A 25,791-nucleotide genomic window follows, 5' to 3' on the forward strand; every position below is an offset into this window, starting at 1 on the left:
GGCTCAGTTTTCTTTCTTTTCTTCTTTGTTGTCGATGATGACCTGTGTCTTGCTCACGAGCACCGGCTGGCCCTTCAGGCGGTTGAGCGCCTGCACCAGCGGGAAGTCCTTGTCGGTGCCGAATTCGGGCACCTTGCGGTCCTGCGGCGGCTTCTTGGCTTCTTCCTCGAGGCGCTTGCGGGCTTCGTCGCGGGCCTTTTCGCGTTCCGGGTCCTTGACTTCGGGGCCCTGGCCGCTGGCCAGGTGCTTCTCGAGGTCGGCTTCGCGCATGCGCAGGGCGGCAAACGGGCTGCCTTCGGCGCTTTCGTCGATCAGCACGTTGGGCACGATGCCCTTGGCCTGGATCGAGGTGCCGCTGGGCGTGTAGTAGCGCGCCGTGGTGATCTTCAGGCCGGTATCGGGGCCGAGCGGGCGCACCGTCTGAACCGAGCCCTTTCCGAAGGTCTGGCTGCCCATGACGGTTGCGCGCTTATGGTCCTGCAGCGCGCCGGCCACGATTTCGCTGGCCGAGGCCGAGCCTTCGTTCACCAGTACCACCAGCGGCACGTTCTTCAGCGCGGCCGGCAGGCTGCGCAGCGGGTCGCTTCCGGAGCGGCGCTGGTAGAACTCCGGCGCAGCCTTGTAGACGGACTTGCTTTCGGCCAGCTGGCCGTCGGTGGTGACCACCGTGACGTTCTCGGGCAGGAAGGCCGACGACACCGCCACCGCCGCGTCGAGCAAGCCGCCCGGGTCGTTGCGCAGGTCGAGCACCAGGCCCTTGAGGTTCGGATCTTCCTTGTACATCTCGTCGATCTTCTTCACGAAGTCGTCGACGGTGCGTTCCTGGAACTGCGACAGGCGGATCCAGCCGTAGCCGGGCTCCATGATCTTGCCGCGGACCGATTGCGTGCGGATTTCCTCGCGCGTGATCGTGACCGGGAAGGTGCGGCTCTCGTCCTTGCGGAAGATGGTCAGCAGCACCTTGGTGTTGGCTTCGCCGCGCATGCGCTTGACCGCCTCGTTCAGCGACAGGCCGCGCACGGCGGTGTCGTCGATCTTGGTGATCAGGTCGTTGGGCTTCAGTCCGGCGCGGAAGGCCGGGGAGCCTTCGATGGGCGAGACGACCTTGATCAGGCCGTCTTCCTGCGAAATCTCGATGCCCACGCCGACGAAGCGGCCGGTGGTGCCCTCGCGGAATTCCTTGAAGGACTTCTTGTCGAAGTACTGGGAATGCGGGTCGAGGCCCGCGACCATGCCCGAAATGGCGTCGGAGATGAGCTTTTTCTCGTCGACCGGCTCGACGTAGTCGCTCTTGACCATGCCGAAGACGGCAGCGAGCTGCTGCAATTCCTCGAGCGGTAGCGGCGCAAGCGATCCGCGTGCGACGGTCTGCAACGAGACGGTGGTCAGGACGCCGGCAACGGCGCCGGCGGCGACCCAGCCGGTGATCTTCAGTTTCTGGCCCATCATGAGTGGTTGTCCTTGTCGGCGGCTGTCAAACCAATATACACAGCTTGGAAGCAAATTGCCTGCCGGGGTTCCACGTAGGGCCCGGCAGAAAAGGGTTTCTTCAGCCTTTACCTTGCGAGGCCACCGCGGCGGCGGCCTTTTCGGCGGCCGCGGCATCGCCCAGGTAGTAGTGGCGCATGGGCTTGAGGTCGTCGTCGAGCTCGTAGACCAGCGGGATGCCGTTCGGGATGTTCAGGCCGACGATGGCGTCGTCGGAGATGCCGTCGAGGTATTTCACCAGCGCCCGGATCGAGTTGCCGTGGGCCGCGACGACCAGGCGGCGCCCCGTGCGGATGGCTGGCGCCATCGATTCGTTCCAGAACGGCAGCACGCGCGCCACCGTGTCCTTCAGGCACTCGGTCAGCGGGATCTGCTCGGGCGACAGCTTGGCATAGCGCACGTCGCTGCGCTCGCTGCGCGGGTCGTCGGCTTCCAGCGGCGGGGGCGGGGTGTTGTAGCTGCGGCGCCAGACCAGCACCTGCTCGTCGCCGTACTTCTTGGCGGTTTCGGCCTTGTTCAGGCCCTGCAGGCCGCCATAGTGGCGCTCGTTCAGGCGCCAGGAATGGACCACCGGCAGCCATGTGCGGTCGAGCTCGTCGAGCGTGTGCCACAGGGTGCGGGTGGCGCGCTTCAGGACGCTGGTGTAGGCGACGTCGAAGTCGTAACCTTCTGCCTTGAGCAGCCGGCCGGCCTGCTTGGCCTGCTCGACGCCGGTTTCCGTGAGGTCGACGTCGGTCCATCCGGTGAAGCGGTTTTCGAGATTCCAGGTCGATTCGCCGTGACGGATCAATACCAGTTTGTGCATGTGGGAGGCCTTTGGCTGCGCTTGCGAAACCTCGCATTCTAAAATCCCCGGTTTGCCATTCAAGGAACCCCCGTGAAATTGATCGAATTCGTCACCGCGAACTGGATGCTGATCCTGATCGCGCTCAGCTCCGGCGCCATGCTGGCCTGGCCGCTGGTACGGGGTGCGGGCGGCGGAACGCTCACGGCCCAGGGCGCCGTGCAGCTCATCAACCGCGAGCGCGCGGTGCTGGTCGACGTGCGCGAGCCGGAAGAATTCGCCACCGGCCACATGATCGGCGCCAAGAACGTGCCCCTGAACCAGCTCGAGGAAAAGCTGACGGGCGCGGTCAAGAACAAGACCGTGCCGCTGCTGCTGGTATGCGCCACCGGCACCCGCGCCCAGCGTGCCGTGGCCATGGCCAGGAAGCTGGGCTACGAGCAGGCCCAAGCCGTGGCCGGCGGACTCAAAGCCTGGAAAGACGCTAACCTGCCGGTTGAAAAAGCCTGAGTCTTCCCAAGGTAGAGAGCATGCAAGCCGTCAAGATGTACACCACCGCCGTCTGCCCTTACTGCATTCGTGCGAAGCAGATCCTGAAGTCCAAGGGGGTCGAGCAGATCGAGGAGATCCGCATCGACACCGACCCGCAGGCCCGCAACACCATGATGGAGATCACCCAGCGCCGCACGGTGCCGCAGATCTTCATCGGCGAGACGCACGTGGGCGGCTGCGACGACCTGATGGCTCTCGACGGCCGCGGCGGCCTCGTGCCCCTGCTGCAGGGTGCGTAAATAGGCTCTCCCCCAGGCTTCGCGCACTTCGTGTCGCTTCTCCAACCCCCTACCGGGGGCAACACCAGCGGCCCGGCAAAGCCGGTTCCGCGGTGTTTCACGGATGAGCCTCGTCGTGGGGCGATAATCTTGAGTCCATTCATCTGCAGCCCGCTGCGGGAACCTTTCCCCGGCGGGCATTGTTTTGATCCTCGAAAGTTCAGCCATGGCCGACCAGCAAGCCCAAGATCCCGTGTTCCAGATCCAGCGCGTCTACCTCAAGGACCTGTCGCTTGAGCAACCCAATTCGCCCGCGATCCTGCTGGAACAGGAACAGCCCACGGTCGATATCCAGCTCGGCGTGGACGCCCAGCCGGTGACCGACGGCATCTTCGAGATCACCGTTTCGGCCACCGTGCAGACCAAGATCGGCGACAAGACCGTGTTCCTGGTCGAGGCCAAGCAGGCCGGCATCTTCGAGATCCGCAACCTGCCGGAAGACCAGATGGGCGCGATTCTGGGCATCGCATGCCCGCAGATCGTCTACCCGTACCTGCGCGGCAACGTCGCCGACGTGATCCAGCGCGGCGGCTTCCCGCCAGTGCATCTCGCCGAGATCAACTTCCAGGCGATGTACGAACAGCAGCAGGCGCAGGCCGCCGGCCAAGCCGCGCCGACCCTCGCGCAGTAAACCGGCACAGACGCCGCCAACGCCGATGAAGATCTGCGTTCATGGCGCCGGTGCCTGGGGCACGGCAGTCGCCGTCAACGCGGCGGCTCGCCACGAGGTCACGCTCTGGGCGCGCGATGCCGCTCAGGCCGACGCCATGTCGGCCGCGCGCGAAAACACCCGTTACCTGCCCGGGCTGGCTTTGCCGGCCTCGCTCGCCGTGCGCGCCGGCGACATCGCCCAGGCGCAGGCCGGCGCCGACCTCGTCATCGTGGCCACGCCCATGGCCGCCCTGCGCGAGCAGCTCGTCGCACTGCGCGGCACCACCGCGGCGGTGGCGTGGCTGTGCAAGGGCGTCGAGCCCGCACTCGACAGTTCTCCCGAATCCTTTGGCCTGCTGGCCCACGAAATATGGGCGCAGGTTGCTCCTGATTTGAGAGCGGGCGTGCTCAGCGGCCCCAGCTTTGCGCAGGAGGTCGCCGAAGGGCGGCCGACCGCGCTGGTGGCCGCCAGCCCGCATGCCGCGGTTCGCGACACGCTGGTCGATGCCTTCCACGGACCCGCGCTGCGCGTGTACGCCAACGAAGACATCGTGGGCGTGGAAGTGGGCGGCGCGGTCAAGAACGTGCTGGCCATCGCCACCGGGCTGTGCGACGGCCTTGCGCTGGGGCTCAACGCCCGGGCGGCACTCATCACCCGCGGCCTCGCCGAAATGACCCGCTTCGGCCTCGCGCTGGGCGCCCGCGCCGAGACTTTCATGGGCCTTTCGGGCCTGGGAGACCTCGTGCTGACCTCCACCGGCGACCTGTCGCGCAACCGCAAGGTCGGCCTGCTGCTGGCCCAGGGCCGAACGCTGGCGCAGGCCGTCGATTCGCTCGGCCACGTCGCCGAAGGCGTGTATTGCGCCCGCACCGTGGTGCAGCGCGCGCGCGGCCTTGGTGTCGAGATGCCGATCGCCGAGGGCGTGGTCGCCCTGCTCGACGGCCGAGTGAGCCCGCAGGACGCCGTGGCCGCCCTGACGGGCCGCGACCCGGTGCCGGAATCGGTCCAGCCGGGCGCTGCGGCTTCCCCTCGTCAATCCTCCTGAAGAAAAAACGCAGAGACAAAGAGCCATGAGCCTTCGCTTCGATTTTTCAGCGCCGGCCGTGGCCGCGCTGGCCCTGACCGATGCCACCCGCGCATTGCAGGAAGACGTTGCCGACGGCGACCTCACCGCGTCGCTGGTCGATCCCGTCCGCACCGCCCGCGCTTGCGTGCTGGCACGCGAATCCGCCGTCGTGTGCGGCGCGCCCTGGGTCGAGGCCACGCTGCGGCAGCTCGACCCCGGTGTGCGCATCCACTGGCTCTGCGCTGAAGGCGAGCGTTGCGCGGCCGACCAGACCGTGCTCGAGATCGAAGGCGCTGCCCGTGCACTGCTGACGGCCGAGCGCACCGCGCTCAACTTCCTGCAATTGCTGAGCGCGGTCGCCACCAAGACCGCCCTGTATGCCGACGCCGTGCGAGGCACGCGTGCCCGCATCGTCGACACCCGCAAGACGATTCCGGGCCTGCGCCTCGCTCAGAAATACGCTGTTCGCACCGGTGGTGGCCTGAATCACCGCATTGGCCTGTACGACGCGGTGCTCATCAAGGAAAACCACATCGCCGCGGCCGGCGGCGTCGCGGCCGCCCTGCGCGCCGTGGCGCCGGTGGCTGCGCGGGCCGCCTTCGTCGAAGTCGAGGTCGAAACGCTGGCCCAGCTGCGCGAGGCGCTGGACGCCGGCGCGCGCATGGTGCTGCTCGACAACATGGATTTGCCCACGCTGCGCGAGGCCGTGCGCATCAATGACGAAGCCGGCGAAAGCCGCAAGGCCGTGCTGGAAATATCCGGCGGCGTCACGCTGGACGGCCTGCGCGTCCTGGCCGAAACCGGTGTCGACCGGATCTCGGTGGGCGCGTTGACCAAGGATGTCAAAGCCATCGACTATTCGATGCGTTTCCAGGAAGGCTGATCCGCCCATGTCGTCTCCGGTCATCGACATCGACTACGAACAGCCCGCGCTGAAAGGTTCAGCCTGCGACACGCGCCACGCCTGGGCCCGCGTGCCCCCCGAGCCTTCGCCCGATGAACGCACCGCGCTGAAGGAGCGCATCCGCCGCCTGCTGCGTGAGCGCAATGCCGTGATGGTGTCGCACTTCTATGTGCACCCCGACCTGCAGGACCTGGCCGAGGAAACCGGCGGCATCGTGAGCGATTCGCTCGAGATGGCGCGCTTCGGCCGCGACCATGCCGCGCAGACGCTGGTGGTGTCGGGCGTGCGCTTCATGGGCGAGACCTCGAAGATCCTGTCGCCCGAAAAGCGCGTGCTGATGCCCGACCTCGACGCGAACTGCTCGCTCGACCTGGGCTGCCCGGTCGACGAATTCAGTGCCTTCTGCGACCAGCACCCCGACCGCACCGTGGTCGTCTACGCCAACACCAGCGCCGCCGTGAAGGCGCGCGCCGACTGGCTCGTCACGTCGAGCTGCGCGCTCGACGTGGTGGGTGCCCTGCGCGCGGCGGGCCAGAAGATCCTCTGGGGCCCCGACCGCCACCTGGGCGACTACATCCAGCGCCAGACCGGTGCGGACATGGTCAGCTGGAACGGCGCCTGCATCGTGCATGACGAATTCAAGGCGCTGGAGCTCGAACTGCTCATGAAGGAGCACCCGAAGGCGAAGGTGCTGGTGCACCCGGAATCGCCGTCGGACGTGATCGCGCTGGCGGATGCGGTGGGTTCCACCTCGGCCATCCTGAATGCCGCGCAGCGCATGGACGCCAGCGAATTCATCGTCGCCACGGACACCGGCATGCTGCACAAACTGCGCACGCTGAACCCCGGCAAGACCTTCATCGAGGCGCCAACCGCCGGCAACGGCGGCACCTGCAAGAGTTGCGCGCATTGCCCGTGGATGGCGATGAATGGGTTGGTGGAGCTGGCGAATGCGCTGGAGACGGGTGCGGGCGAGATCCACGTCGATCCGGCACTGGGGCTGCGGGCGCGTGTGCCGATCGACCGCATGCTGGCGTTTACGGCCGGGCTGAAGAACGGGCAGGCGCCGGGCAGCTTGGTTGCCGGCATCGGCGCTGCCTGATCCCGTCTTGCTCCTTCCCCCTCTGGGGGAAGGTGGGATGGGGGCAGCAGAGCGCTTCCTGGGTATGCCGCTTGCCCCCACCCCCGCCCTCCCCCAGCGGGGGAGGGAGAAAAACCTAGAAGTCCACCGTGCAGCTGTCGCCCAGCGCCTCACGCCACACACGCACGCGGGCCAGCGATGGCCGCAAGTCCGGCAGCGCATCCGCGATGAACACGCACAGGTTCTCCAGCGTCGGCGGATGCAGCCCCGGCACGTCGTCCAGCAGGTGATGGTCCAGCAGCTCGCGCACCTCTTCCAGCCGCCGGCGCAGCAACCCCAGGTCGATCACCATCCCCGTCACCGGATCGCGTTCGCCCGCGAGCCAGACCTCCGCGTGGTACGTGTGGCCGTGGATACGGCGGCTGCCTTCGATTTCGATCTCGCGCTTCAGCGTGTGGGCGGCGTCGAAGAAAAAGCGTTGGCTGATGGTGAAGCGCATCGTCAAGAAAAAAGAAACTCTGAAAGGGAAAAAGTGCCGCAGTCTCAGCGGATGCCAGTGATCTTGTGCGTCTGAACGCTGAGCCGCCACACGGGCTGCTTCATGCATTCGGCAATGCAAAGCTCGGTGTTCGCGATCCGGTCGGGCCCGTCCATCGGCTGCAGGAAACGGTGCGTGAACTCGCCCGTGCGCGCCATCGTGTCTAGGTCGAAGTCGGTCTGCGGCCATACCAGCTTCAGCTCCTGGCCGCGCTGCTGCACCCACGGCGCGCCGGCCTTGGGGCTGATGCACAGCCAGTCGATGCCCTCGGGCGCCTCGACCGTGCCGTTGCTCTCGACTGCGATGCGGAAGCGCCGCGCGTGCAGCGCGTCGACCAGCGCCGTATCGACCTGCAGCAGCGGCTCGCCGCCGGTCAGCACCACGAGGCGATGCTCGGCGTCGTTTGCCGGCCATTGCGCGGCGATGGTGTCGGCGAGCTGCCCGGCATTCTTGAACTTGCCGCCCAGCGTGCCGTCGGTGCCCACGAAGTCGGTGTCGCAGAAACTGCAGATGGCCGAGGCTCGATCTTCCTCGCGGCCGGTCCAGAGATTGCAGCCCGCAAAGCGGCAGAACACGGCCGGCATGCCGGCCTGGCCGCCTTCGCCCTGCAGGGTGTAGAAGATTTCCTTGACGCTGTAAGTCATAAGGCGGAGGGAGCTTCGATCTCCAGGTTGTCGATCAGCCGCGTGGTGCCCAGGCGCGCGGCGGCCAGCGCCACGAGCGGTTCGCCGACGGCAGGTGCCTGCAGGTCGGCGCGGCGCCGCAGCACCAGGTAGTCCGGCTGCCAGCCGCGCTGCGTGAGCGTTTGCATGGCCCGCGCTTCGATCGCGGCAAGGTCGCGTTCGCCTGATCGCACCGCCTCGGCCATGGCCTTCAGCGCCTTCGACAGCTGAACCGCTTCCGCGCGCTCGTCCATGCTCAGGTAGCCGTTGCGCGACGACAGTGCGAGCCCGTCATCTGCGCGGAAGGTCTCGCCGCCCACGATCTCGATGGGCAGCGCGAACTGCCGCACCATGTGGCGGATCATCATCAGCTGCTGGTAGTCCTTCTTGCCGAACACCGCCACGCGCGGCTGCACGCACTGAAAGAGCTTCATCACCACCGTGCACACGCCGATGAAGAAGCCGGGGCGAAAGTGCCCTTCGAGGATGTCGGCCAGGGCGGGGTCGGGGTGCACCTTGCAGGTCTGTGGTTCGGGGTAGAGCGCCTTTTCGTCGGGCGCGAACAGCACGTCGCAGCCGGCGGCGCGCAGCTTCTCGCAGTCGCTGTCCCAGGTGCGCGGGTAGGTGTCGAAGTCTTCGTGCGGCAGGAACTGCAGGCGGTTCACGAAGATGCTCGCTACCGTCACGTCGCCCAGCGGTTTCGCCTGCTTCACCAGGGCCAGGTGGCCGTCGTGCAGGTTGCCCATGGTGGGGACGAAGGCGGGGCGCTTGAAGGCGGCGAGGTGGTCGCGCAGTTCGGCGATGGTGTGTGCGATGTACATGATGGTTCCTTACCAGGCGTGGAGTCGGTCGTCGGGGAAGCTGCCGTCCTTGACGGCCTGCACATAGGCCTTGAGCGCGGGCAGCACGCCCGGCGCATCGGCCATGAAGTTGCGCACGAACTTCGGCATCTTGCCGAGGTTGATGCCCAGCATGTCGTGCAACACCAGCACCTGGCCGGCGGTGGCCTTGCCGGCGCCGATGCCGATGGTGGCGCAGTGCTGCAGCCCGGCCGTGAGTTCGGCGGCCAGCGCGGCCGGCACCATCTCCAGCACCAGCATCGCGGCGCCCGCGTCCTGCAGCGCATGGGCCTGCTGCTTCAGCAGCGCGCCGGCGGCGTCGCCCTTGCCCTGCACGCGGTAGCCACCCAGCGCATGCACCGTCTGCGGCGTCAGGCCGAGGTGCGCGCACACCGGGATGCCGCGCTCGACCAGGAAGCGCACAGTCTCGGTCGTCCAGCCGCCGCCTTCCAGCTTGACCATGTGCGCGCCGGCCTGCATCAGCACCGTGGCGCTGCGCAGCGCCTGTTCGCGCGACTCCTGGTAGCTGCCGAAGGGCAGGTCGGCGATCAGCCAGGCCGTGCCCTGCACGCGGCGCAGGCCGCGCGAGACGCTGTCGGTGTGATAGCGCATGGTGTCCAGGCTCACGCCCACGGTGCTGCTCAGGCCCTGGCAGACCATGCCGAGCGAATCGCCGACCAGCAGGCAGTCGATGCCCGCTGCATCGGCCATCGCTGCGAAGGTGGCGTCATAGGCAGTGAGCATCGCGATCTTCTCGCCGCGCGCATGCATGTCGGCCAGGCGCGGCAGGCTCACGGGCTTGCGCGAGGCGAGCGGGGAGGCTGGTGGCAGCGTGCCGTAGGGCGAGGACGGTGGTGTCTCGGGTGCGGGGGGGGTGGTGTTCGACATGGTTGGGTTTCTCCCTGCGGGCGTCGGTGGCCGGGCATCCTTGAGTGAAGAAGACAACGAAGCGGTGGGTCGGTCAGTCGGCCGGCGGCACCAGCACCGTGGGCGCGGTGGGCTCGGCGAGCGAAGGATAGTCGCGGCTGAAATGCAGGCCCCGGCTCTCGTGGCGGGCCTGCGCGGAGCACACGATCAGCTCGGCCACCTGCACCAGGTTGCGCAGTTCGAGCAGGTCGCGCGTGACGTGGAAGTTCGCGTAGAACTCCCGGATCTCGGCCTGCAGCAGCGCGATGCGGTGGCTCGCGCGCTCCAGGCGTTTGTTGGTGCGCACGATGCCGACGTAGTCCCACATGAAGCGGCGCAGCTCGTCCCAGTTGTGCGAGATGACCACGGCTTCGTCGGCATCGGTGACGCGGCTCTCGTCCCAGGCGGGCAGCTCGGCTCGTTCGCGCGCCGGAGCCGCGGCAATGGCGCCGGCCGCCGCGCGCGCGAACACCATGCACTCGACCAGCGAGTTGCTCGCGAGGCGGTTGGCGCCGTGCAGGCCGGTGCAGGCGGTCTCGCCGATGGCGTAGAGACCCGGGATGTCGGTGCGCCCGCTCAGGTCGCTGAGCACGCCGCCGCAGGTGTAGTGCGCAGCCGGCACCACGGGGATGGGCTCGCGCGTGATGTCGATGCCCAGCTCCAGGCAGCGCGCCAGGATGTTGGGGAAGTGTTCCTTGAGGAAGGCGGCTGGCTGGTGCGAGATGTCGAGGTAAACGCAGTCCAGGCCGTGCTTCTTCATCTCGAAGTCGATGGCGCGGGCCACCACGTCGCGCGGCGCGAGTTCGGCGCGCTCATTGTGCTTCGGCATGAAGCGCGTGCCATCGGGCAGCTTGAGCAGCCCGCCTTCGCCGCGCACCGCCTCGCTTATCAGGAAGGACTTGGCGTGCGGGTGGTACAGGCAGGTCGGGTGGAACTGGATGAACTCCATGTTCGACACCCGGCAGCCCGCGCGCCACGCGGCGGCAATGCCGTCGCCGGTGGCGGTGTCGGGGTTGGTGGTGTACAGGTACACCTTGCCCGCGCCGCCCGTGGCCAGGATGGTGTGCGGCGCGCGGAAGGCCAGCACCTCGTCGGTTTCGTCGTCCAGCGCGTACAGCCCCTGGCACGACGGATCGTCCAGGCCGAGCTTGGTGCCGGTGACGAGGTCGACCAGCGTGTGGTGCTCGAACAGCGTGATGTTGGGCGTACGGCGCACGCGCTCGATCAGCACCTGCTGCACGGCCGCGCCGGTGGCGTCGGTCACGTGCACGATGCGGCGCTGGCTGTGGCCGCCTTCGCGCGTCAGGTGCAGGTCGCCGCCTTCTTCCGAGAACGGCACGCCGAGTTCGCGCAGCCAGCCGATGGCCTCGGGCGCATGCTCGACCACGAAGCGCGTGGCCCCGGGATCGCACAGGCCGGCGCCGGCCACCAGCGTGTCTTCGATGTGCGCGTCGAAGCTGTCGCCGGCCGCCAGCACGGCCGCGATGCCGCCCTGCGCCCAGGCGCTGGAGCCGTCGTTCAGCGCGCGCTTGGTCAGCACGGCCACGCGATGCGTGGGGGCCAGGTGCAGCGCGGCCGAGAGGCCGGCGAGGCCGCTGCCGACGATGAGGACGTCGAAATCGCGCACGGCGGAAGTCACTGGGGTCACTGGTATAGGGACCGGTTGGGTCAGGCTGGCGAATAGGCCAATCTGACGTAGATGGGGGCGAAGGCTTCCGCCTGCGTGATGTCGATCAGCGTCTCCTTCGCGAGCTCGAGCATCGCGATGAAGGTGACGATCAGCACCGGCGTGCCGCGCGACACGTCGAACAGCTTCTCGAACTCCACGAAGCGCTGCCCCTGCAGGTGGCGCAGCACGATGCTCATGTGCTCGCGCACGTTGAGCTCCTCGCGCGAGATCTTGTGGTGCTGCACGAGCTTGGCGCGCTTCATGATGTCGGCCCAGGCGTCGCGCAGCTCGACCACGTCCACGTCGGGGAAGCGCGGCTTCAGCGATTGTTCGATGTAGACCTGTGCCTTCCAGAAGTCGCGGCCGTAGGTCGGCATGGCGCTGATGGCGGCGGCCTGCAGCTTGGTCTGTTCGTACTCGAGCAGGCGGCGCACGAGTTCGGCGCGCGGGTCTTCGGCCTCCTCGCCGTCGGCCACCTTCTTGGGCGGCAGCAGCATGCGCGACTTGATCTCGATCAGCATCGCGGCCATCAGCAGATACTCGGCCGCGAGTTCGAGGTTCGTCTGGCGGATCTCGTCGACGTAGCTCAGGTACTGGCGCGTGAGCCCCGCCATCGGGATGTCGAGGATGTTGAAGTTCTGCTTGCGGATCAGGTAGAGCAGCAAGTCCAGCGGGCCTTCGAAGGCCTCCAGGAACACCTGCAACGCCTCGGGCGGGATGTACAGGTCCTTCGGCATCGCGAACAGCGGCTCGCCATAGAGCCTCGCGAGCGCGACCTGGTCGACCACGTCGGGCATGGCGACCACCAGCGTGCCGTTGTCCTCGTCTTCGCTCATCGGCTGGTCACTATTGTTTTAATAGCGACCGACGCAATGCGGACGGGCATTTGCTGCCAATTCGGCATCAAGAAGATTACTTGGATTGCGTCTGGTAGACGTAGGGCTGCATCGGCACGCGGGCTTCGCTGTACTCCTCGAGCAGGCCGCGGTCGAGGTGCTTGTCCCAGAGAAGGGCGCGGCCGGCGCGCTGTTCGGCCTCCAGCGTCGGCTTCTTTTCCTTCATCTCCTCGATGAAGTTCGTGATCTCGGAGGTGTAGTGGGGGCGGCGGAAGATGGACATAGACTGGACCTTTATGGCGCGAATTTTACCGGGGACGGCATGAAGCAACGGCAAGGGTGGCGGATCGGCATGGCAACAGGGTTTCTGGCGGCGGTCATCGGGCTCGCGGCATGCGACCCGAAGAGCATCAGCGAGCTCGAAGAGGGCGTCTCCACCGAGGCCGACGTGCGGGCCCGGTTCGGCGAGCCCGAGAACATCTGGGACGCGCCGAACGGCCGCGTCCTCGAGTACAACCGCCAGCCGCAGGGCCAGAAGAACTACATGATCACCATCGGCGCCGACGGCAAGATGAGCGCGCTGCGCCAGGTGCTCACGCCACAGAACTTCGCCAAGGTGCAGCCCGGGATGATGATGGAAGACCTGCGCAAGCTGCTCGGCAAGCCCGCCAAGGTCACGCCCTATGCGCTCAAGCGCGAGACCGAATGGGAATGGCGCTGGGTGCAGCCGCCGAACTCGGCCATGGTCTTCACTGCCACGCTGAACGACGACCAGCGCGTGGTGCGCAGCGGCTCCTCGCCCGACCGCGGCACCGAGGCGCCATAGCGTTCAGGCGCCGTGGCCCGCGCCGGGCCGGCTGGTCGTCAGTTCCTCGGCGAAACCCGAGCGCTCCAGCACCTCGAGCGGCTGCGGCTGCAGCGACTCGATGCGCAACTGTCCGTCGCGCGCCAGCACCGCACGGTGCAGCTGCCGCAGCGCATCGACGCCCGTGGCATCGATGTAGATCAGGTGCGTGGCGTCCAGCACCAGCGTCATGCCACGCGGCGCGCGCTCGGCGGCGTTCACCGCCTCGTCGAGCTTCGCGGCTGCACCGAAGAACATCGCGCCGTAGAGGCGGTAGGTGATCACCGGCGGCTGCAGCGTCACCAGCTCGACGCCGAACAGCCCGCTCATGCGCCGGATGAAGAGCGCGCAGGCCAGCACGATGCCTGCCTGCACCGCCACCGTCAGGTCGAACACCACGGTGAGGAAGAAGGTGCCGAGCATCAGCAGCCGGTAGTGCCGGCTGAAATGCCGCAGCTGGGTGGGCGTGAACTCACGCCATTCGCCCATGTTCAGTCCCACGAACACCAGGATGCCTGCCAGCACCGCGAGCGGCACGTGGCGCGCCAGCGGCGCGGCCAGCAGCACCACGACGAGCAGCGTGATCGCATGCACGATGCCCGCGATCGGCGAGGTGCCGCCCGAGCGGATGTTCGTCACGGTGCGCGCGATGGTGCCGGTGGCCGGCATGCCGCCGAAGAAGGGCGTGACGACGTTCGCGATGCCCTGCGCCATCAGCTCCTGGTTGGGGTCGTGGCGCGGCTGGCCGCTGAGCTGGTCCGACACGCGTGCGCACAGCAGCGACTCGATGGCGCCGAGCAGCGCGATGGTGAGCGTAGGCGTGACGAGCTGCTTCACCGTTTCCCACGAGAAGTCGGGCAATGCGAAGCCCGGCACGCCTTCGGGAATCCCGCCGAAGCGCGTGCCGATGGTTTCCACCGGCAGCGCGAAGCCCCATGACACCAGCGTCAGCGTGACCAGCGCCACGATGGGCCCTGGCATGCGTGCACCCACCTGCACGGCGCGCGTGCGCGCCACCCGGCCCGCGACGCGCAGTACCGCGGTGCCCACCTTCGAGTCGCCGCTCAGCAGCAGCGGCCACAGCGCCAGCCCGGCCACGCAGGCGATGCCGAGCGCGAAGGCATAGGGATTGAAGGTGCCGATCTGCAGCGCCATCGCGTGCAGCTGGGAGAACACGTCGGCCGGCATCTTCGCCACTGTCAGCCCGAGCAGGTCCTTCAGCTGCGACAGCAGGATCAGCACCGCGATGCCGTTGGTGAAGCCCACCACGATCGACAGCGGCACGAAGCGCACCAGCCGCCCGAGCCCGAACAGCCCCGCCATGAACAACAGCACGCCTGCGCAGGCGGTCGAGATCAGCAGGTTCGCCACGCCGTAGCGCTCGACGATGCCGTAGACGATCACGATGAACGCCCCCGCCGGCCCGCCGATCTGCACCGCCGAGCCGCCCAGCAGCGAGATCAGGAAGCCCGCGATGATCGCCGTCCAGATGCCGGCTTCGGGCTTCAGCCCCGAGGCGATGGCGAAGGCCATGGCCAGCGGCAGCGCCACGATGCCGACCGTGGCGCCCGCGCCCAGGTCCTTGAAGAAGCGCTCGCGGTTGTACCCCGCGAGCGAGTCCATCAGGCGGGGGCGGAAACGGGTGAGGTTCAGCGGGGATTGCATGGGATGCCCATTGTGGACTGCTGTCCCCATGCGAACTTTCGATCAACTTATCCAATGAGAAAGATGCAGATACATTTTTGACATTCATTGACATTTCGTCGCCGACATTACCGAGGCCCTCGATGCACATCCTGCTTGTCGCAAGCGCGTTCAACAGCCTGACGCAACGGGTTCTTGCCGAACTCCAGGATCGTGGCCATACCGTGGGAGTGGCGCTGGCCCTCGGCAATGACGATGCCTTGCGCGAAGCCGTGCGGGATCATTCGCCGCAGCTCATCGTGGCGCCGATGCTGACCACCGCGATCCCCGAGGATGTCTGGACCGGCCACACCTGCCTGATCGTGCATCCCGGGCCGCCGGGCGACCGGGGCCCCTCGTCGCTCGACTGGACGCTGCAGGACGGCGCGCAAAGCTGGGGTGTCACCGTGCTCGAAGCCGTGGCCGAGATGGACGCGGGCGATGTCTGGGCCTGGTCGCCGCTGAAGGTGCCGCCGCTGGCCGGCAAGAGCGACTTCTACCGTGGCGAGGTCGCCGATGCCGCGCTCGACGCGGTGTTGCTCGCGGTGGAGCGCTTTGCCTCCGGCAAGTACAAGCCCCGGAAGCAGAAGGCCGCCGCCCTGTCCGCCGGTTGGCGGCCCTTCATGAAGCAGGCGCAGCGCCGCATCGACTGGGCGGCCGATCCGACCGAAGTGGTGCTGCGCCAGCTGCGCGCGGCCGATTCGCAGCCCGGCGTGCTCGACGAACTGCTGGGCGTGCAGTGGTATCTGCACGGCGGCCATCCCGAGGGCGAGCTGCGCGGCAGGCCCGGCGAGCTGATCGCCACCCGCGCCGGGGCCATCTGCCGCGCCACCGTCGACGGCGCCGTGTGGATCGCGCAACTGCGGCCCTGGCGCGAGCCCGGCTCGCGGTTGCCCAGCTTCAAGCTGCCGGCCGTGCAGGCGCTCGGAGACCTGCTGCCTGCGGAAGTGCCCGAGGTGCCGGCGCCGCTGCAGCTGCAGCTGCCGGCCGCGCGCCGCACCTGGTCCGAAATCCGCTACAGCGAGCACGGTACGGTCGGTATGCTGAATTTCTCGTTTGCCGGTGGCGCGATGAGCACCGTGCATTGCCGGCGGCTGTTGGAGGCCTACCGCTTCGCGCAGACCCGGCCGACCTCGGTGCTGGTGCTGGGCGGGCTGCGCGACTTCTTCTCCAACGGCATCCATCTCAACGTGATCGAGGCGGCCGACGATCCTGCCGAAGAGTCGTGGGCCAACATCCACGCGATGAACGATTTGGTCGAAGCGGTGCTGACCACCACCGACAGGCTCACCGTGTCCGCGCTCGGCGGCAATGCGGCGGCCGGCGGCGTGATGCTCGCGCTGGCGGCCGACGAGGTATGGTGCCGCGATGGCGCCGTGCTCAACCCGCACTACAAGCTGATGGGCCTCCATGGCTCCGAATACTGGACCTACATCCTGCCGCGCCGCGTGGGCGAGAGCGAGGCGCAGCGGCTCACGCAGTCGGCGCTGCCGGTGAGCGCGAAGCGCGCGGTCGAGCTCGGCATGGCGCAGCGCGTGCTGCAGGCCGCGCCGGAGGAGCTGGGCGACGAGGTGGTCCGCATGGCGGCGCAGCTGGCCGCCTCGCCGGTTCTGGCCGAGCGCATCGCGCAGAAGAAGGCGGTTCGCGCGCAGGACGAGTCGGTGAAGCCGCTGCAGAAGTACCGCGACGAAGAGCTGACGCACATGCGCCGCAATTTCTTCGATGCCCGCGAGCCGCATGCGGGGCTGAGGTCAGCCTTCGTGCGCAAGGAAAAGGCGCCGCGCACGCCGCCCCACCTGGCCCGGCTGGGCCTGGCGGACTGACTGAGTTGCCGCTGCCTACTCGCTGTCGGGAATCACCGCATCGGCCGCCGCGCCCACGGCCTTGCCGGTGATGCGCGCGGTGCCGATGGCCGCGTCGGCGGCGAGGCCCACCGCGCCGGCGCCCACGCTCACCGCGGTGCTCGCCACCGACACCACGGCGCAGCCGCTCAACAGGGCGGAAAGCGAGAGCAGCAGAAGGGCGCGATGCAGCAGCGTGGCCATGGCGATGTCCCTTGCGATCAGCGAACCCGCATGCCCGGCGTTGCGCCCGGCCACGGTTCCAGCACGTGGATGCCCGGATGGGCCTTCTCGTCGCCGTGGCTGGCGGCCAGCACCATGCCTTCGCTGATGCCGAACTTCATCTTGCGCGGTGCCAGGTTGGCGACCAGCACGGTGAGCTTGCCCACGAGCTGCTCGGGCTGATAGGCGGAAGCAATGCCGCTGAACACGTTGCGCGTCTTTCCCTCGCCCGCGTCGAGCGTCAGGCGCAGCAGCTTGGTCGAGCCCTCGACCTTCTCGCAGGCGACGATCTTCGCGATGCGCAGGTCGATCTTGGCGAAGTCGTCGATGGTGATGGTGGGTGCGATGGCTTCACCGCCCGGCAGTGCGCCTTCCGAGGAGGCAGCGGCCGGTGCGGATTCGGGCGCGTCGAACAGCTTGTCGACCACCTTGGCGTCGGCACGCTGCATCAGGTGCTTGTACTCGCCGATGGCGTGGCCCGCCGCCAGCGACTGCGCGGCATCCGCCCAGGCCAGCGGCGAGATCTTCAGGAAGGCTTCGACGTTCACGGCCAGCGCCGGCAGCACCGGCTTCAGGTACAGCGTGAGCAGGCGGAAGGCTTCGATGCAGACCGTGCACACGTCGTGCAACCGTGCCTCGGCGCCTTCCTTCTTGGCCAGCTCCCAGGGCTTGTTCTGGTCGACGTACTCGTTCACCTTGTCGGCCAGCGCCATCACCTCGCGCAGCGCGCGGGCGTAGTCGCGGCCGTCGTACAGCGAATGCAGCTGCGGCGCCGCATCGCGCAGCGCGAACAGCAGCGCGTCGCCGTCGGCCGACACCTCGCCCAGCTGGCCGCCGAAGCGCTTGCCGATGAAGCCGGCCGCGCGGCTCGCGATGTTGATGTACTTGCCCACGAGGTCGCTGTTGACGCGCGCGACGAAATCCTCGGGGTTGAAGTCGATGTCCTCGTTGCGGCCGTTGAGCTTGGCCGCGATGTAGTAGCGCAGCCATTCGGGGTCGAGCCCGATCGACAGGTACTTCAGCGGGTCGATGCCCGTGCCGCGGCTCTTGCTCATCTTCTCGCCGCTCACCGTCAGGTGGCCGTGCACGTACACGGCATCGGGCGCCTTGCGGCCGCTGAAGTGCAGCATCGCGGGCCAGAACAGCGTGTGGAAGGTAATGATGTCCTTGCCGATGAAGTGCACCTGCTCCAGGTCGGGGTCGGCCATGTACTCGGTGTACGAGATGCCGTCGCCGCCGAGCTCGATGCAGCGCTTGTCGAGCAGGTTCTTCAGCGACGCCAGGTAGCCCACGGGCGCGTCCAACCATACGTAGAAGTACTTGCCCGGCGCATCGGGGATTTCGATGCCGAAGTAGGGCGCGTCGCGGCTGATGTCCCAGTCGCCGAGGCCGCCCTTGCCTTCGTCGTCCTTGTAGAGCCACTCGCGGATCTTGTTCTGCACCTCGCTCTGAACGTGGCCGGCAGCGGCAGTCCATTCCTTCAGGTAGGCCTCGCAGCGCGGGTCCGACAGCTTGAAGAAGAAGTGGTCCGAGCTGCGCAGCTCGGGCTTGGCACCCGACAGCGCCGAGTAGGGATTGATCAGCTCGGTGGGCGCGTACACGGCGCCGCACACCTCGCAGTTGTCGCCGTACTGGTCCTTCGAATGGCAGTTGGGGCACTCGCCCTTGATGAAGCGGTCGGCCAGGAACATGCCCTTTTCGGGGTCGTAGAACTGCTCCACGCTCTTGGTCTCGATGAGGCCGTTGGCGCGCAGGTCGCGGTAGATGTCCTGCGCGAGCTGGTGGTTCTCGGGCGCGTCGGTCGAGTGCCAGTTGTCGAACGAGATGTAGTAGCCGTCGAGGTAGGGCTTGCGGCCCGCGGCGATCTCGGCCACGAAGGCCTGCGGCGTCACGCCGGCCTTGTCGGCCGCGATGGTGATGGCCGCGCCGTGGGCGTCGTCGGCACAGACGAAGTTGACCTCGGCGCCATTCATTCGCTGGTTCCGCACCCAGATGTCGGCCTGGATGTATTCCATCATGTGGCCGATGTGGAACTTGCCGTTGGCATACGGCAGGGCGGTGGTGACGAAGAGCTTGCGCGGGGCGGACATCGGGGAGGGCGCTTTCGGGAGTGACTCGGAGGTGAGGCGGACGGGGAACCGGGCATTTTAGGTGGCCGCGTGCGCCCCGCGTCCGGCCGGGTGTTTGGTGGCAGCATCGCCCCATTCGCCTGCAACCACCGCGACGCCAGGGAAATCGATCAGGAACTGGGCGCCCGCGAGAATCCGGCCGTCCACCCCATGGCCCCCAAGCCACTGAAACCCCTGAGATCCCCGATGCCCTTGAATGCCATCCGCCACCAGATCGGTCCCTTCGTCGTCCTCGAATGGACGTCGCCGCTGCAGAACGTTGGCGAGGCCACGGACCTGGTCGGCGCCTGCATGTCGCACGACACCGACCGCCTGCTGCTCGATGCGGGCGTGCTCCCGCCCCCATTCTTCGAGCTTCGGACGCGTTTCGCGGGCGAGTTCCTCCAGAAGCTGCAGACCTACCGGCTGCGAACCGCGGTGGTGATGTCGCCGCTCGCCGATCACGGCGCACGCTTCGAGGAATACCTGCGGGAAGCCCGGCGCGGGCACTTCTGCCGGTTCTTCACCTCGCGTGACGAGGCGCTTGCGTGGCTGGCCCGCGAATGACCCTTTCGGCCGATTCTGGCGCCTCGCCGGCGCAATGGGCCGGCGTTATTCTTCCGCCTTCGCGCCGCACTGGCCGCGACTCCTCACTCACCTGACCTCACAAGGGCGCTTTCCATGACCACTCCCATTCCCGCAACCCTCATCCCCGGTGATGGCATCGGCCCCGAAATTGTCGACGCCACGTTGGCCGCGCTCGACGCGCTGAAGGCCCCCTTCGCCTGGGACACCCAGATCGCCGGCCTGGGCGGCGTCAAGGCCTCGGGCGATCCGCTGCCGCAAGCCACGCTCGACAGCATCCGCCGCACCCGCCTCGCCCTGAAGGGCCCGCTGGAGACGCCGTCGGGCGGCGGCTACCGCTCGTCGAACGTGCGGCTGCGCGAAGAGTTCCAGCTGTATGCCAACCTGCGCCCGGCGCGCACCATCATTCCCGGCGGCCGCTTCGACAAGATCGACCTGGTGGTTGTGCGCGAGAACCTCGAAGGCCTCTACATCGGCCACGAGCACTACGTGCCCATCGACGGCGACCCGCATGCCGTGGCCATGGCCACCGGCATCAACACTCGCCAGGGCAGCCGCCGCCTGCTGGAGTACGCCTTCGACACCGCCGTGGCAACGGGCCGCAAGAAGGTCACGATCGTGCACAAGGCCAACATCATGAAGGCGCTTACCGGCATCTTCCTGGAGACCGGCCTCGACCTCTACGAGAAGAAATACAAGGGCAGGTTCGAGCTCGACACGGTCATCATCGACGCCTGCGCGATGAAGCTGGTGCTCAACCCCTGGCAGTTCGACATGCTGGTCACCACCAACCTGTTCGGCGACATCCTGTCCGACCTCGTGGCGGGCCTGGTCGGCGGCCTGGGCATGGCGCCCGGCGCCAACATCGGCACCGACGCCGCGATCTTCGAGGCGGTGCACGGCTCCGCGCCCGACATCGCCGGCAAGGGCATCGCCAACCCGACCGCGCTGCTGCTGGCCGCCGCGCTGATGCTCGACCACGTGAAGCTGCCCGAGCTGGCCACGCGCCTGCGCAAGGCCATCGACGAGACGCTGAACATCGACAAGGTGCGCACGGGCGACCTGGGCGGTACGGCGGGCACGGCGGCGTTCACCAAGGCGCTGGTCAGCCGCATCAACGGCGGTTGAGCGGCGCAGGCAGGGCTCGCAGGGCTGCATGAGAAAGCTTCTGCTGCTCCTGGCGGCCCTGCTGTTCGCAGGCCTCGCGGCGGCCGACCCGCGCTTCACCGTGGTGAAGGTCGACCTGCGCATCGAGCGGCTCGAGCTGTTCCTGCGCGACGACGCAGGCGTGCCGTTCAAGCGCTTCGACCGGCTCGATGCCTGGCTGAAGGAGCGCCACCGGCAACTGGACTTCGCGGTGAACGCCGGCATGTACCACGAGGACTTTTCCCCGGTCGGCCTGCTTGTACGTGACGGCCGCGAAGAAGCGCCGCTCAACCTGGCGGATGGCGTGGGCAACTTCTTCCTCAAGCCCAACGGTGTGTTCCTCGTCTCGGACGCGGGGCCGCGGGTGGTCGAGTCGTCGGAATATCCGGCGCTGGCCAAGGGCGTGCACCTCGCGACGCAGTCGGGTCCGCTGCTGCTGCGCCATGGGGTCGTGCATCCCGCCTTCATTCCCCATTCCGATTCGCGCAAGATCCGCAACGGCGTCGGCGTGATCGGCCACACGGCCATCTTCGTCATCAGCGAAAAGCCGGTGAATTTCCACGAGTTCGCGCTGTACTTTCGCGACGTGCTCCACTGCCGCGATGCGCTGTACCTCGACGGCACGGTCTCGGCCCTGCATTCGGCTGCGCTGCACCGGAGCGACTTCGTGCGGGAGCTGGGGCCTATGCTCGGCATAGCGTCGCCTTGAGTGCGGTTGCCGCCCTTCGCGTTTTCACCATCGATCCTTGCCCGAGCCATGTCCACCCCATCGCTGCCCGTCCTGTCCCTCCTCGAAACCCGCGTGCTCGGCGTGCTCGCCGAAAAGCAGCGCACCGTGCCCGACAGCTACCCGCTTACGCTCAATTCGCTGGTGTCGGGCTGCAACCAGAAGACCAGCCGCAACCCGGTGCTCGAACTCACCGAGTCGCAGGTGCAGGCCGCCATCGACAGCCTGAAGGGCTACAGCCTCGTCGCCGAAACCAGCGGCGGGCGTGCCTTCCGCTACGAGCACAACGTCGACCGCGTGCTGCGCATTCCGTCGCAGTCGGTCATCCTGCTCACCGTGCTGATGCTGCGCGGGCCGCAGACGGCGGGCGAACTGCGCATCGCCTGCGACCGCATGCACAACTTCGCCGACATCTCGTCGGTCGAAGGCTTCCTCGACGAACTGGCGGAGCGTCCGGCCGGTGCGCTGGTGGTGAAGCTGGCACGCCTGCCCGGCGCGCGAGAAAGCCGCTGGGCGCATCTGCTGAGCGGTGCGCCGGCGGAAGAGGTGGCGGGGCCGGCGTCCGAGGCATCGCACGCCGGTCACGATGTGTCGCTCGGCGAGGTCGCGGCGCTGAAGGCCAATGTGGCGCGGCTCGAAGCCGAAGTGGCATCGCTGAGGGCGCTGCTGGGGCGGGTGTGTTCCGAACTGGGCATTTCCGAAGGGGGCTGAGCGCGCCCGCCCGACGGCCGGGAAGCGGGGCTCACGTCGCGGCGAGCGTCTCCCACCCGAAGAACCGGAGCACTTCGTCGCGCTGCCGCATCGCATCTGCGCGTCCGAGCGCCATCAAGTCGCGCGTGTACGCCGAGTCGAACAGCAGGTAGCTCGCCAGAGCGCCGCCCTTCACGTCGGCCGCCACCTTCGAGCCGCCCAGCAGGTGCCGCACCGCGCCCGGCAGGGCATCGACATGGCGTGCCGCGATCACGTCGAGCCGTTCCGACGGCGAGATCACCAGCAGGTCGAGCGGGCGCAGCGTGCTCGCCGCGCGCGCCTCTTCGGGAACCAGCCCCAGCGTGTGGTTGATGCGGCGCAGCCGCTCGATGTCGACTGCCAGCGCATCGAGAAAGATGCTCGACAGCGCATGGCCCGCGATCTGCGCCATCGTCGGATAGCCGCTGTGGGTGTTGGGCGCCGTGGTGTCGCGCGGCTCGTGCATGCGGCCCGCGCCGATCACCACGATGCGCTGCGCGCCGAGGTGGATCGCTGCCGCGATGGGCGCCGACTGGCGCATCGAACCGTCGCCGAAGTATTCGATGTGGCCTTGCATCGGCAGGGCCGTGGCCGGAAACACGAAGGGAATGGCCGACGAAGCCAGCAGGTGCGCATGCGTGATGCGGTCGCGTACCGACAGGCGCTGCGACCGCACCCACGGCTCCATCGGCACGGCAGCCTCGAAGAAGGTGACGTGCTCGCCCGAGCTGTAGCTCGACGCGGTCACGGCCAGCGCCTGCAGGTGGCCGTCCTTCATGAGCTGCGGCAGCCGCTCGAGCGGCACCATGCGCTGCAGAAGCTCGGCAAGCGGTGCGTTGTCGAGCAGCGACTTCGGCTTGATGCGCATCCAGTTGGCCGCGAAGCGCCCGAACCCGAGCAGCATGCGCCAGCGCGTGCCGCTGCCGATCACCGAGAGCGAATCGGCGCGGTACACCTGTTCGGCGCGGAACCGGCTCCAGACCTCGGCGATGTTCGCCACCACCTGGTCGAAGTCGTCGGCGCCGCAGGCCAGCGCGGCCGCGTTGATGGCGCCGGCGGAGGTGCCGGTGATGACGTCGAAGGGATTGCCGGTGCCGGTGGCCGCCGGTCCGGCCGCGCGGCGGATGTCGGCAATGGCTTCGAGCACGCCGACCTGGTAGGCGGCCCGGGCGCCGCCCCCGGTGAGCAGGAGGCCGGTGGCGGGACTGGTCTCTGTCATTTTGTCGTTGCCATGAGCCATTGAAAGCAGACCTGGATTCCCCGTTTTCTTGCGGAACACCGCGGAACCGGCTTTGCCGGGCCGCTGGTGTTGCCCCCGGTAGGGGGCGGGAGAAGCGACACGAAGTGCGCGAAGCCTGGGGGCGAGCCACTAGACTACCGGCCATTCAGGAGTTTGATCAATGGCACTCACCCCAGAAGGGCTCATGGACGCGCTCAAGGCCGTCGCGGACCCTAACACCGGCAAGGAATTCGTGGCGAGCCGGTCGCTCAAGAACCTGCAGATAGCGGAGGGCGACGTCTCGTTCGACCTCGAACTCGGTTATCCGGCGAAGAGCCAGCACGCGGCCATCCGAAAGGCGCTGGTGGCGGCCGCCAAGACGGTACCGGGCGTGGAGAACGTGTCGGTCAACGTCGTCACCAAGGTCATCAGCCATGCGGTGCAGCGCGGCGTGCAGCTGATGCCCAACGTCAAGAACATCGTCGCGGTGGCCTCGGGCAAGGGTGGCGTGGGCAAAAGCACCACGGCGGCCAACCTGGCGCTGGCGCTGGCGTCCGAGGGCGCCACGGTCGGCCTGCTCGACGCCGACATCTACGGCCCGAGCCAGCCCATGATGATGGGCATCGAGGGCCGCCCCGAAAGCGCCGACGGCAAGACCATGGAGCCCATGGAGCGCCACGGCGTGCAGGTGATGTCCATCGGCTTCCTGGTCGACCCCGACCAGGCCATGGTCTGGCGCGGCCCCATGGCCACGCAGGCGCTGGAGCAGCTGCTGCGCCAGACCAACTGGAAAGACCTCGACTACCTCATCGTCGACATGCCCCCGGGCACCGGCGACATCCAGCTCACGCTCAGCCAGCGCGTGCCGATGACGGGCGCGGTGATCGTCACCACGCCGCAGGACATCGCGCTGCTCGATGCGAAGAAGGGCATCAAGATGTTCGAGAAGGTCGGCGTGCCGATCCTCGGCATCGTCGAGAACATGGCGGTGCACATCTGCTCGAACTGCGGCCATGCGGAGCACATCTTCGGCGCGGATGGCGGCAGGAAGATGGCGGCCGAGTACCAGATGGAATACCTGGGTGCATTGCCGCTGGACATCAAGATCCGCCTGCAGGCCGACAGCGGCGCGCCCACCGTGGTGTCCGATCCGGACGGCGACGTGGCCGGCATCTACAAGGCCGTTGCACGCCGCGTGGCCGTGGGCATCGCCGAGAAGGCGAAGGATTTTTCCTCCAAGTTTCCGACGATCTCGATCAGCAAGAACACCTGAGGGATGACGCCCTGCTTTTCGATTGGGTGCGTTGTGCGTGATGTGCGTCGTTGTTCGGGGCGCGGTCACGCCGACGGGGTGCCTTGCTCCGCGAATGTCCCCCGGCCTGCTGCCTCCTCCTTTATTTCGCTGCGGGAGCCACCCGGTGCCCTTGGCATGCACCCCGAACACAAGCACCCCGCGACACGACACGCGCCGGAGCCACAGGCATGAACCTGCTCGCCTCGATGCGCTACCTGGTGGCGCTCAACGAGCACAAGCACTTCGGCCGCGCCGCGCAGGCTTGCCACATCACGCAGCCGGCGCTGTCGAACGCGCTGCGCGCGCTCGAAACCGAGTTCGGCGTGGTCATCGTCAAGCGTGCGCGCGTCTATGTCGGCCTCACACACGAGGGCGAGCGCGTGCTGGCCACGGCGCAGCGCATGCTGCGCGACAACGAAGTGCTGCTGCAGGAGTTGCGCAGCGATGTGGACAATCCGCACGGTCGCCTGCGCATGGCCGCGGTGCCTACCGCCATTCCGATGCTCTCGCGCTTCGCCGCCATGCTGAACCAGCGGCATCCGGGCATCCTGCCGGTCGTGCTGTCGATGAGCTCGCAGGAACTGGAGACGGGGCTCGAAAGCCTTTCGATCGACCTTGCGCTCGGCTACACGGAGCGCATGCACCTGCCGGGCATCAAGCTCACGGCCTGGCCGCAGAGCGTCGAGCACTACTTCCTCCTGCGGCGCGCCGAAACGCCCTCTGTGGACGAACTGCGCATCGGCCAACCCATCACCTGGGCCGAGGCCGGCAAGCTGCCGCTGTGCCTGCTCACGACCGACATGCACAACCGCGCCATCATGGACCAGGCGCTGCGCGAAGCCGGCGTTCCGGTGGCGCCCGCCATCGAGACCAACTCCGTGCTCGCGCTCGCGCTCGCGGTCAGCGCGGGCACGGTCAGCAGCGTGCTTCCGGGCGCCATGGTCGCGGCCGTGCGCAGCCATCGTGAGCTGGAGGCGCTGCCGCTGGTGGCGCCCGAAGTGCTCACGCCGATCGGCTTCATGACGCAGGACGGCGTGCGCTCCTCGCGCGCGCTCGAAGCCGCGCTGGCCTTCCTGCAAACCCCCGAGTGGCGTGAGCAGGTGCGTATCCACAGCGGGGCGCTCGGCGACTGAGCACC

Annotated in this window: 27 protein-coding genes; 14 read left to right on the forward strand and 13 right to left on the reverse strand. The window is 67.7% G+C overall.

The annotated features are described in order from the left end of the window. Nucleotides 1-3: 3 nt before the first annotated feature. Nucleotides 4-1,446, reverse strand: a complete 1,443-nt coding sequence (locus AC1DFC_RS12260) for a S41 family peptidase (protein WP_042674053.1) — start codon at nucleotides 1,444-1,446, stop codon at nucleotides 4-6. Nucleotides 1,447-1,549: 103 nt separating this feature from the next. Further along, the gene (gene gpmA, locus AC1DFC_RS12265; RefSeq protein ID WP_007837175.1) at nucleotides 1,550-2,293 is read right to left on the reverse strand and encodes a 2,3-diphosphoglycerate-dependent phosphoglycerate mutase; all 744 of its coding nucleotides are present in this window, start codon (nucleotides 2,291-2,293) and stop codon (nucleotides 1,550-1,552) included. A 72-nt stretch (nucleotides 2,294-2,365) separates the two neighbouring features. On the opposite strand from gpmA, the gene AC1DFC_RS12270 reads away from it, so the two are divergent. The 6 genes from AC1DFC_RS12270 to nadA all read left to right on the forward strand — a co-directional run bounded on the left by AC1DFC_RS12270 (nucleotide 2,366) and on the right by nadA (nucleotide 6,826). Then, nucleotides 2,366-2,782, forward strand: coding sequence for a rhodanese-like domain-containing protein (locus tag AC1DFC_RS12270; protein ID WP_007837177.1), 417 nt, complete (start codon nucleotides 2,366-2,368; stop codon nucleotides 2,780-2,782). A 20-nt stretch (nucleotides 2,783-2,802) separates the two neighbouring features. Beyond that, on the forward strand, nucleotides 2,803-3,063 hold the full coding sequence (grxC, locus tag AC1DFC_RS12275) for a glutaredoxin 3 (protein ID WP_007837180.1): 261 nt from the start codon (nucleotides 2,803-2,805) through the stop codon (nucleotides 3,061-3,063). Nucleotides 3,064-3,268: 205 nt separating this feature from the next. Further along, the gene (gene secB, locus AC1DFC_RS12280; protein ID WP_007837580.1) at nucleotides 3,269-3,733 is read left to right on the forward strand and encodes a protein-export chaperone SecB; all 465 of its coding nucleotides are present in this window, start codon (nucleotides 3,269-3,271) and stop codon (nucleotides 3,731-3,733) included. Between the two features lie 25 nt (nucleotides 3,734-3,758). Continuing rightward, a complete protein-coding gene (locus AC1DFC_RS12285; RefSeq protein WP_007837582.1) occupies nucleotides 3,759-4,799 on the forward strand; it encodes an NAD(P)H-dependent glycerol-3-phosphate dehydrogenase in 1,041 nt (346 codons plus the stop codon). Between the two features lie 25 nt (nucleotides 4,800-4,824). Beyond that, entirely contained in the window at nucleotides 4,825-5,703 is an 879-nt protein-coding gene (nadC, locus tag AC1DFC_RS12290; RefSeq protein WP_478179313.1) for a carboxylating nicotinate-nucleotide diphosphorylase, read from the forward strand. A 7-nt stretch (nucleotides 5,704-5,710) separates the two neighbouring features. After that, entirely contained in the window at nucleotides 5,711-6,826 is a 1,116-nt protein-coding gene (gene nadA / locus AC1DFC_RS12295; RefSeq protein ID WP_478179314.1) for a quinolinate synthase NadA, read from the forward strand. A 115-nt stretch (nucleotides 6,827-6,941) separates the two neighbouring features. Here the strand turns inward: nadA and AC1DFC_RS12300 are convergent, their stop codons facing one another. The 7 genes from AC1DFC_RS12300 to AC1DFC_RS12330 form a co-directional block, all read right to left on the reverse strand. Continuing rightward, nucleotides 6,942-7,304: a 6-carboxytetrahydropterin synthase gene (locus AC1DFC_RS12300; RefSeq protein WP_007837587.1), complete on the reverse strand. Its 363-nt coding sequence runs from the start codon at nucleotides 7,302-7,304 to the stop codon at nucleotides 6,942-6,944. Between the two features lie 44 nt (nucleotides 7,305-7,348). Further along, complete coding sequence (queE, locus tag AC1DFC_RS12305; protein ID WP_478179315.1) at nucleotides 7,349-7,987, reverse strand: 7-carboxy-7-deazaguanine synthase; 639 nt, start codon at nucleotides 7,985-7,987, stop codon at nucleotides 7,349-7,351. Beyond that, nucleotides 7,984-8,826: a pantoate--beta-alanine ligase gene (gene panC / locus AC1DFC_RS12310; protein ID WP_007837590.1), complete on the reverse strand. Its 843-nt coding sequence runs from the start codon at nucleotides 8,824-8,826 to the stop codon at nucleotides 7,984-7,986. The genes queE and panC overlap by 4 nt, the downstream gene beginning before the upstream one ends. A 9-nt stretch (nucleotides 8,827-8,835) precedes the next feature. Beyond that, the gene (panB, locus tag AC1DFC_RS12315; RefSeq protein WP_007837592.1) at nucleotides 8,836-9,732 is read right to left on the reverse strand and encodes a 3-methyl-2-oxobutanoate hydroxymethyltransferase; all 897 of its coding nucleotides are present in this window, start codon (nucleotides 9,730-9,732) and stop codon (nucleotides 8,836-8,838) included. A 73-nt stretch (nucleotides 9,733-9,805) separates the two neighbouring features. Then, nucleotides 9,806-11,377, reverse strand: a complete 1,572-nt coding sequence (nadB, locus tag AC1DFC_RS12320) for an L-aspartate oxidase (RefSeq protein WP_478179354.1) — start codon at nucleotides 11,375-11,377, stop codon at nucleotides 9,806-9,808. Nucleotides 11,378-11,418: 41 nt separating this feature from the next. Continuing rightward, nucleotides 11,419-12,255, reverse strand: coding sequence for a segregation and condensation protein A (locus AC1DFC_RS12325; protein ID WP_007837595.1), 837 nt, complete (start codon nucleotides 12,253-12,255; stop codon nucleotides 11,419-11,421). A gap of 76 nt (nucleotides 12,256-12,331) precedes the next feature. Next, nucleotides 12,332-12,538, reverse strand: coding sequence for a DUF3460 family protein (locus AC1DFC_RS12330; protein WP_007837597.1), 207 nt, complete (start codon nucleotides 12,536-12,538; stop codon nucleotides 12,332-12,334). Nucleotides 12,539-12,607: 69 nt separating this feature from the next. Between AC1DFC_RS12330 and AC1DFC_RS12335 the strand changes: the two genes are divergently transcribed. Further along, nucleotides 12,608-13,081, forward strand: a complete 474-nt coding sequence (locus AC1DFC_RS12335; protein WP_007837599.1) for a hypothetical protein — start codon at nucleotides 12,608-12,610, stop codon at nucleotides 13,079-13,081. A 3-nt stretch (nucleotides 13,082-13,084) separates the two neighbouring features. Here AC1DFC_RS12335 and AC1DFC_RS12340 read toward each other — a convergent pair whose 3' ends face one another. After that, the gene (locus tag AC1DFC_RS12340) at nucleotides 13,085-14,764 is read right to left on the reverse strand and encodes a SulP family inorganic anion transporter (RefSeq protein WP_413315375.1); all 1,680 of its coding nucleotides are present in this window, start codon (nucleotides 14,762-14,764) and stop codon (nucleotides 13,085-13,087) included. A 122-nt stretch (nucleotides 14,765-14,886) separates the two neighbouring features. Between AC1DFC_RS12340 and AC1DFC_RS12345 the strand changes: the two genes are divergently transcribed. Next, nucleotides 14,887-16,605 carry an enoyl-CoA hydratase-related protein gene (locus AC1DFC_RS12345; protein ID WP_478179316.1) on the forward strand — a complete coding sequence of 573 codons (1,719 nt, stop codon included), beginning with the start codon at nucleotides 14,887-14,889 and terminating at the stop codon, nucleotides 16,603-16,605. Between the two features lie 15 nt (nucleotides 16,606-16,620). Here AC1DFC_RS12345 and AC1DFC_RS12350 read toward each other — a convergent pair whose 3' ends face one another. After that, on the reverse strand, nucleotides 16,621-16,827 hold the full coding sequence (locus AC1DFC_RS12350; protein WP_007837614.1) for a hypothetical protein: 207 nt from the start codon (nucleotides 16,825-16,827) through the stop codon (nucleotides 16,621-16,623). A 17-nt stretch (nucleotides 16,828-16,844) separates the two neighbouring features. After that, a complete protein-coding gene (metG, locus tag AC1DFC_RS12355) occupies nucleotides 16,845-18,935 on the reverse strand; it encodes a methionine--tRNA ligase (RefSeq protein WP_478179317.1) in 2,091 nt (696 codons plus the stop codon). A gap of 69 nt (nucleotides 18,936-19,004) precedes the next feature. Here metG and AC1DFC_RS12360 point away from each other — a divergent pair, with 69 nt between their 5' ends. The 4 genes from AC1DFC_RS12360 to AC1DFC_RS12375 all read left to right on the forward strand — a co-directional run bounded on the left by AC1DFC_RS12360 (nucleotide 19,005) and on the right by AC1DFC_RS12375 (nucleotide 22,122). After that, nucleotides 19,005-19,520, forward strand: a complete 516-nt coding sequence (locus tag AC1DFC_RS12360) for a DUF4180 domain-containing protein (protein ID WP_007837619.1) — start codon at nucleotides 19,005-19,007, stop codon at nucleotides 19,518-19,520. Between the two features lie 114 nt (nucleotides 19,521-19,634). Continuing rightward, nucleotides 19,635-20,666, forward strand: a complete 1,032-nt coding sequence (locus AC1DFC_RS12365; protein ID WP_007837620.1) for an isocitrate/isopropylmalate dehydrogenase family protein — start codon at nucleotides 19,635-19,637, stop codon at nucleotides 20,664-20,666. 28 nt (nucleotides 20,667-20,694) lie between these two features. After that, nucleotides 20,695-21,393 (forward strand): phosphodiester glycosidase family protein, encoded by a 699-nt coding sequence (locus AC1DFC_RS12370; protein ID WP_413335497.1) that lies wholly within the window; start codon nucleotides 20,695-20,697, stop codon nucleotides 21,391-21,393. Between the two features lie 48 nt (nucleotides 21,394-21,441). Continuing rightward, nucleotides 21,442-22,122, forward strand: coding sequence for a YceH family protein (locus tag AC1DFC_RS12375; protein WP_413315369.1), 681 nt, complete (start codon nucleotides 21,442-21,444; stop codon nucleotides 22,120-22,122). A gap of 31 nt (nucleotides 22,123-22,153) precedes the next feature. Here AC1DFC_RS12375 and AC1DFC_RS12380 read toward each other — a convergent pair whose 3' ends face one another. Then, nucleotides 22,154-23,359 carry a patatin-like phospholipase family protein gene (locus AC1DFC_RS12380; RefSeq protein ID WP_042674176.1) on the reverse strand — a complete coding sequence of 402 codons (1,206 nt, stop codon included), beginning with the start codon at nucleotides 23,357-23,359 and terminating at the stop codon, nucleotides 22,154-22,156. Between the two features lie 181 nt (nucleotides 23,360-23,540). On the opposite strand from AC1DFC_RS12380, the gene apbC reads away from it, so the two are divergent. Then, entirely contained in the window at nucleotides 23,541-24,632 is a 1,092-nt protein-coding gene (gene apbC / locus AC1DFC_RS12385; protein WP_413335498.1) for an iron-sulfur cluster carrier protein ApbC, read from the forward strand. Nucleotides 24,633-24,841: 209 nt separating this feature from the next. Beyond that, nucleotides 24,842-25,786: a LysR substrate-binding domain-containing protein gene (locus AC1DFC_RS12390; protein WP_413315368.1), complete on the forward strand. Its 945-nt coding sequence runs from the start codon at nucleotides 24,842-24,844 to the stop codon at nucleotides 25,784-25,786. The last annotated feature ends 5 nt before the right edge of the window (nucleotides 25,787-25,791 follow it).

This window comes from Variovorax sp. 10L421 (assembly GCF_056395365.1).

What these genes read in the sequence shown, in the direction of transcription:
- metG (WP_478179317.1), bottom strand. Translation starts at nt 18,935, where the DNA reads ATGTCCGCCCCGCGCAAGCTCTTCGTCACCACCGCCCTGCCGTATGCC.
- AC1DFC_RS12325 (WP_007837595.1), bottom strand. Translation starts at nt 12,255, where the DNA reads ATGAGCGAAGACGAGGACAACGGCACGCTGGTGGTCGCCATGCCCGAC.
- AC1DFC_RS12380 (WP_042674176.1), bottom strand. Translation starts at nt 23,359, where the DNA reads ATGACAGAGACCAGTCCCGCCACCGGCCTCCTGCTCACCGGGGGCGGC.
- queE (WP_478179315.1), bottom strand. Translation starts at nt 7,987, where the DNA reads ATGACTTACAGCGTCAAGGAAATCTTCTACACCCTGCAGGGCGAAGGC.
- AC1DFC_RS12370 (WP_413335497.1), top strand. Translation starts at nt 20,695, where the DNA reads ATGAGAAAGCTTCTGCTGCTCCTGGCGGCCCTGCTGTTCGCAGGCCTC.
- panC (WP_007837590.1), bottom strand. Translation starts at nt 8,826, where the DNA reads ATGTACATCGCACACACCATCGCCGAACTGCGCGACCACCTCGCCGCC.
- AC1DFC_RS12365 (WP_007837620.1), top strand. Translation starts at nt 19,635, where the DNA reads ATGACCACTCCCATTCCCGCAACCCTCATCCCCGGTGATGGCATCGGC.
- AC1DFC_RS12260 (WP_042674053.1), bottom strand. Translation starts at nt 1,446, where the DNA reads ATGGGCCAGAAACTGAAGATCACCGGCTGGGTCGCCGCCGGCGCCGTT.
- panB (WP_007837592.1), bottom strand. Translation starts at nt 9,732, where the DNA reads ATGTCGAACACCACCCCCCCCGCACCCGAGACACCACCGTCCTCGCCC.
- apbC (WP_413335498.1), top strand. Translation starts at nt 23,541, where the DNA reads ATGGCACTCACCCCAGAAGGGCTCATGGACGCGCTCAAGGCCGTCGCG.
- grxC (WP_007837180.1), top strand. Translation starts at nt 2,803, where the DNA reads ATGCAAGCCGTCAAGATGTACACCACCGCCGTCTGCCCTTACTGCATT.
- AC1DFC_RS12345 (WP_478179316.1), top strand. Translation starts at nt 14,887, where the DNA reads ATGCACATCCTGCTTGTCGCAAGCGCGTTCAACAGCCTGACGCAACGG.
- AC1DFC_RS12335 (WP_007837599.1), top strand. Translation starts at nt 12,608, where the DNA reads ATGGCAACAGGGTTTCTGGCGGCGGTCATCGGGCTCGCGGCATGCGAC.
- AC1DFC_RS12350 (WP_007837614.1), bottom strand. Translation starts at nt 16,827, where the DNA reads ATGGCCACGCTGCTGCATCGCGCCCTTCTGCTGCTCTCGCTTTCCGCC.
- AC1DFC_RS12300 (WP_007837587.1), bottom strand. Translation starts at nt 7,304, where the DNA reads ATGCGCTTCACCATCAGCCAACGCTTTTTCTTCGACGCCGCCCACACG.
- gpmA (WP_007837175.1), bottom strand. Translation starts at nt 2,293, where the DNA reads ATGCACAAACTGGTATTGATCCGTCACGGCGAATCGACCTGGAATCTC.
- AC1DFC_RS12285 (WP_007837582.1), top strand. Translation starts at nt 3,759, where the DNA reads ATGAAGATCTGCGTTCATGGCGCCGGTGCCTGGGGCACGGCAGTCGCC.
- AC1DFC_RS12340 (WP_413315375.1), bottom strand. Translation starts at nt 14,764, where the DNA reads ATGCAATCCCCGCTGAACCTCACCCGTTTCCGCCCCCGCCTGATGGAC.
- secB (WP_007837580.1), top strand. Translation starts at nt 3,269, where the DNA reads ATGGCCGACCAGCAAGCCCAAGATCCCGTGTTCCAGATCCAGCGCGTC.
- nadA (WP_478179314.1), top strand. Translation starts at nt 5,711, where the DNA reads ATGTCGTCTCCGGTCATCGACATCGACTACGAACAGCCCGCGCTGAAA.
- AC1DFC_RS12390 (WP_413315368.1), top strand. Translation starts at nt 24,842, where the DNA reads ATGAACCTGCTCGCCTCGATGCGCTACCTGGTGGCGCTCAACGAGCAC.
- AC1DFC_RS12375 (WP_413315369.1), top strand. Translation starts at nt 21,442, where the DNA reads ATGTCCACCCCATCGCTGCCCGTCCTGTCCCTCCTCGAAACCCGCGTG.
- AC1DFC_RS12330 (WP_007837597.1), bottom strand. Translation starts at nt 12,538, where the DNA reads ATGTCCATCTTCCGCCGCCCCCACTACACCTCCGAGATCACGAACTTC.
- nadC (WP_478179313.1), top strand. Translation starts at nt 4,825, where the DNA reads ATGAGCCTTCGCTTCGATTTTTCAGCGCCGGCCGTGGCCGCGCTGGCC.